This window comes from Kitasatospora sp. NPDC001603, from assembly GCF_040298365.1.
Classification (GTDB): domain Bacteria; phylum Actinomycetota; class Actinomycetes; order Streptomycetales; family Streptomycetaceae; genus Kitasatospora.
In genome coordinates this window covers 1-4,253 of sequence record NZ_JBEPAA010000161.1, presented here as the reverse complement: position 1 = coordinate 4,253, position 4,253 = coordinate 1, and the positions used below count along the sequence as shown (strand labels likewise).

Genomic DNA, 4,253 nt, shown 5'->3' with positions numbered 1-4,253 from the left:
GGCCACGGCCGCGCCCGCGTCAACAGCTCCACCGCACCCGACGACCAGTCCACCTGCCCCGTCGGCTCCGCCACGTGCAGCGTCTTCGGCAGCACACCGTGCCGCATCGCCTGGATCATCTTGATCATTCCGGCGGCGCCGGCGGCGCCCTGGGTGTGGCCGAGGTTCGACTTCACCGAGCCCAGCCAGAGCGGTTCCGCCTCTCCGCGGTCCTGGCCGTACGTCGCCAGCAGCGCCTGCGCCTCGATCGGATCGCCCAGCACCGTTCCGGTGCCGTGCGCCTCGACGGCGTCCACGCCGTCGGCGGCGACCCCGGCGTTGGCCAGCGCCTGCCGGATCACCCGCTGCTGCGCCGGTCCGTTCGGCGCCGACAGCCCGTTGCTCGCCCCGTCCTGGTTGACCGCGCTGCCCCGGACCACCGCGAGCACCCGGTGTCCGTGGCGGCGCGCGTCGGAGAGCCGCTCCAGGACCAGCAGGCCGACCCCCTCGGACCAGCCGGTGCCGTCGGCCGTCGCGGAGAACGGCTTGCACCGCCCGTCCGCCGCCAGCCCGCGCTGCCGGGAGAAGCCGGTGAACGCGGCCGGCGTGGTCATCACGGTCACACCGCCGGCCAGCGCCAGCGAGCACTCGCCCGACCGCAGCGAACGGCTCGCCAGGTGCACCGCCACCAGGGCGGACGAGCAGGCGGTGTCGACGGTGATCGCCGGGCCCTCCAGCCCGAGCGTGTAGGAGATCCGGCCCGACGCGACGCTGCCCGCGCCGCCCGTACCCGCGTAGGCCTCCAGCTCGGACGCCCCCTCGGCCCGGTCGAGCAGCGCGCCGTACTCGTGGTAGAGCAGCCCCGCGAACACCCCGGTGTCGCTGCCCCGCAGCGCCGCCGGGTCGATGCCCGCGTGCTCGAACGCCTCCCAGGAGGCCTCCAGCAGCAGCCGCTGCTGGGGGTCCATCGCCAGCGCCTCGCGCGGCGAGATGCCGAAGAACTCCGCGTCGAACTCCCCGGGGTCGGCGAGGAACGCGCCCGCGTCGACGTAGCTCTTGCCCGGACGGTCCGGGTCCGGGTCGAACAGCGTGTCGAGGTCCCAGCCCCGGTTCTCGGGGAAGCTCCCGACCACGTCCCGGCCCGCCGCGACCGTCTCCCAGAGGTCCTGCGGCGAGTCGATGCCGCCCGGGAAGCGGCAGGACATGCCGACGATCGCGATGGGCTCGTCCTGCGCCTCGGCGGCGAGTGCGGCCGGGCGGGCGCCCTCGGCCTCGCCGAACAGCTCGGCCTCCAGCCGCCGCGCCAGCACGGCCGGCGTCGGATGGTCGAACACCAGGGTGGCCGGCAGCCGGAGCCCGGTGGCCGTGGCGAGCCGGTTGCGCAGCTCCACCGCGGTCAGCGAGTCGAAGCCCAACTCGCGGAAGGCGAGCGCCGGTTCGATCCCGGAGCCGGTGCTGTGACCGAGCACCGTCGCGGCGTGCGCGCGCACCAGCTCCAGCAGGGCCCGACCGCGCTCACCCGCCGGCCGGCCGGCGAGCCGCTCCGTCAGGGTGCCGGCCGCCCGGCCCTCGGCGGCGGCCCGGGCCACCCGCCGCCCCGGCCGGACCAGGCCGCGCAGCAGGGCGGGGACGGTCGCGTCCGCGGACCGCAGCCCCGCCAGGTCGAGCGCCATCGGCACCAGCACCGCCTCGTCGGCCGCGAGCGCGGCGTCGAACAGCGCGAGCCCCTGCTCCGAGGAGAACGGCCGCACGCCGCTCCGGGCGATCCGGCGGTGGTCGGCCAGGTCGAGGTGGCCGGTCAGCCCGCTGGCCTCGGCCCACAGGCCCCAGGCCAGCGACACGGCGGGCAGCCCCTGCGCCCGCCGCGCCCCGGCGAGCGCGTCCAGGGCGGCGTTGGCCGCCGCGTAGGAGGCCTGGCCGGCGCCGCCGAGCACGCCCGCGGCGGAGGAGAAGAGGACGAACGCGGCGAGGTCCTCGCCGGCGGTGAGCTCGTGCAGCGCGAGCGCGGCATCGATCTTGGGCCGCAGGACGGCCGCCAGCCGCTCCGGCGTCAGCCCGGCCACCAGGCCGTCGTCCAGTACCCCGGCGGCGTGCAGCACACCGGTCAGCGGGCGCCGGAGGCCGGCGAGCAGTTCCCGCAGCGCGTCGCGGTCCGTGGTGTCGCAGGCCGCGATGGTCACCTCGGCGCCCAGTTCGCGCAGCGAGGCCTCCAGTTCACCGGCGCCCGGGGCCGCCGGACCACCGCGGCCCACCAGCAGCAGATGCCGCACCCCGTACGCCGTCACCAGGTGCCGGGCCAGCAGCGACCCCAGCGTGCCGGTACCACCGGTGACCAGCACCGTGCCCTCGGGATCGAACCGCGGCCCCGGCGCGCCGCCCTCGGACGGGATCGCCCGGACCAGCCGGGGCATCAGCACCTCGCCCGCCCGGACGGCCAGTTGGGGCTCCTCGGAGGCGAGGGCGGCGGGCGGCAGGAGCGGCACTGCGGCGGGGTCGTCGACGTCCACCAGGACCAGGCGCCCCGGGTGTTCGGCCTGCGCGGAGCGCACCAGCCCCCAGACGGCCGCGCCGGCCGGGTCCGCGGCCTCGCCCGGCCGGACGGCGGTCGCGGAGCGCGTCACCACCACCAGCCGGTGGTCCGCCGACCGTTCGTCGGCCAGCCAGGACCGCAGGGTGTCGAGCGCCCGCCGGGCCAGCAGGTGCACGGCCGCCGCCCCCTCCTCCCCGGGCGCGGGGAAGTGCTCGACGACCACGGCCGGGGCCGGGGCCGCCGCCTCCGGCGCACCGGGCGCCGGCGCCCATGCGATCCGGTAGAGGGAGTCCCCGGCGGCGGCGCCCGCCGCGCCGAACTCCTCGGCGGAGACCGGGCGCAGGGCCAGCGACCGGGCGGTCGCCACCGGCTGCCCGGCGGGGTCGGCGACGGACAGGGCCATCCGGTCCGGTCCGTCCGGCCGCAGCCGGACGCGCAGGGCCGAAGCGCCCGCCGCGTGGACGCGCACCTCGTTCCAGGCGAACGGCAGTCGGGTGGCGATCGGGGCGCCGGGACGGGCTACCGCGTCGGTCCCGGCGCCTGAGGCTGAGCCTGCGTCCGCGTCGGCGTCGGCGTCCGCGTCGGTCAGGAAGGTGGCGTGCAGGGCCGCGTCCAGCAGCGCCGGGTGGAGCCCGTACCGGCCCGCCTCGGCCGACTGCTCCTCGTCCAGGCCGACCTCGGCGAACACCTCGTCGCCACGGCGCCAGGCGGCGCGCAGCCCCCGGAAGGCGGGCCCGTAGTGGTAGCCCGCCGCCACCAGCCGCTCGTACAGCCCGGCGGTCTCCAGGGCCACCGCGCCGGGCGGCGGCCACACTTCGGCGTCGAAGGCCTCCGGGGACCGGTCCCCGGCCGAGCCGGCGGCCGCCAGCACGGCGGTGGCATGGCGGGTCCACGGCTCCTCGCCGCCCCGGTCCGGACGGGTGTGGACCCCGACCTGCCGCACCCCGGACGGCTGGGCGGCGCCCACCCGCACCTGCAACTGGAGACCGCCCTGTTCGGGCAGCACCAGAGGCCGCTCGATGACCAGCTCGTCGAGCAGCTCGCACCCCACCTGGTCACCGGCCCGGACGGCCAGTTCGACGAAGGCGGTGCCCGGCAGGATGGCGGTGCCCGCCACGGCGTGGTCGGCCAGCCAGGGGTGGGTGTCCAGCGAGAGCCGGTTGGTGAACAGGACTTCGTCGCTGTCGGCCGGTTCGATCACCGCGCCGAGCAGCGGATGGTCCGCCGTGCCGAGCCCCGCGCCGGTCAGTCCGCCGCCCGTGAGCCCGGAGGCGTTCAGCCAGTAGCGCTGCCGCTGGAACGGATAGGTCGGCAGCTCCACCCGCCGTGCGGGCGGGCCGCCGAAGGCCGCCGCCCAGTCCACCGGCCGGCCCTGGACGTGCACCTCGGCGAGCGAGCCGAGGAACCGGGCGGGCCCGCCGTCGTCGCGGCGGAGCGAGCCGGTCACGATGCCCTGGATCCCGGCCGCCTCCAGCGTCTCCTGGAGGCTCGCCGTCAGCACCGGGTGCGGACTGACCTCGACGAAGACGCCGTGGCCCTGCTCCGCCAGCGCCCGGGTCGCGGGCTCGAAGGCGACGGTCCGACGCAGGTTGCGGTACCAGTAGTCGGCGTCGAGCTCGGCGCCGGTCAGCCAGCGCTCCTCGACCGTCGAGTAGAACGGCACCTCGGCCGGGCCCGGCTCGACCGGCGCGAGCACCGCCAGCAGTTCCTCGCGCAACCGCTCCACCTGCGAGGTGTGCGAGGC

Annotated in this window: 1 protein-coding gene; it reads right to left on the bottom strand. The window is 77.4% G+C overall.

Going from position 1 to position 4,253, the window contains the following annotated elements; all coding sequences use genetic code 11:
• The coding region (locus ABT263_RS38450) for an SDR family NAD(P)-dependent oxidoreductase (RefSeq protein ID WP_352298532.1) at positions 1-4,253 on the bottom strand (4,253 nt) is incomplete at both ends.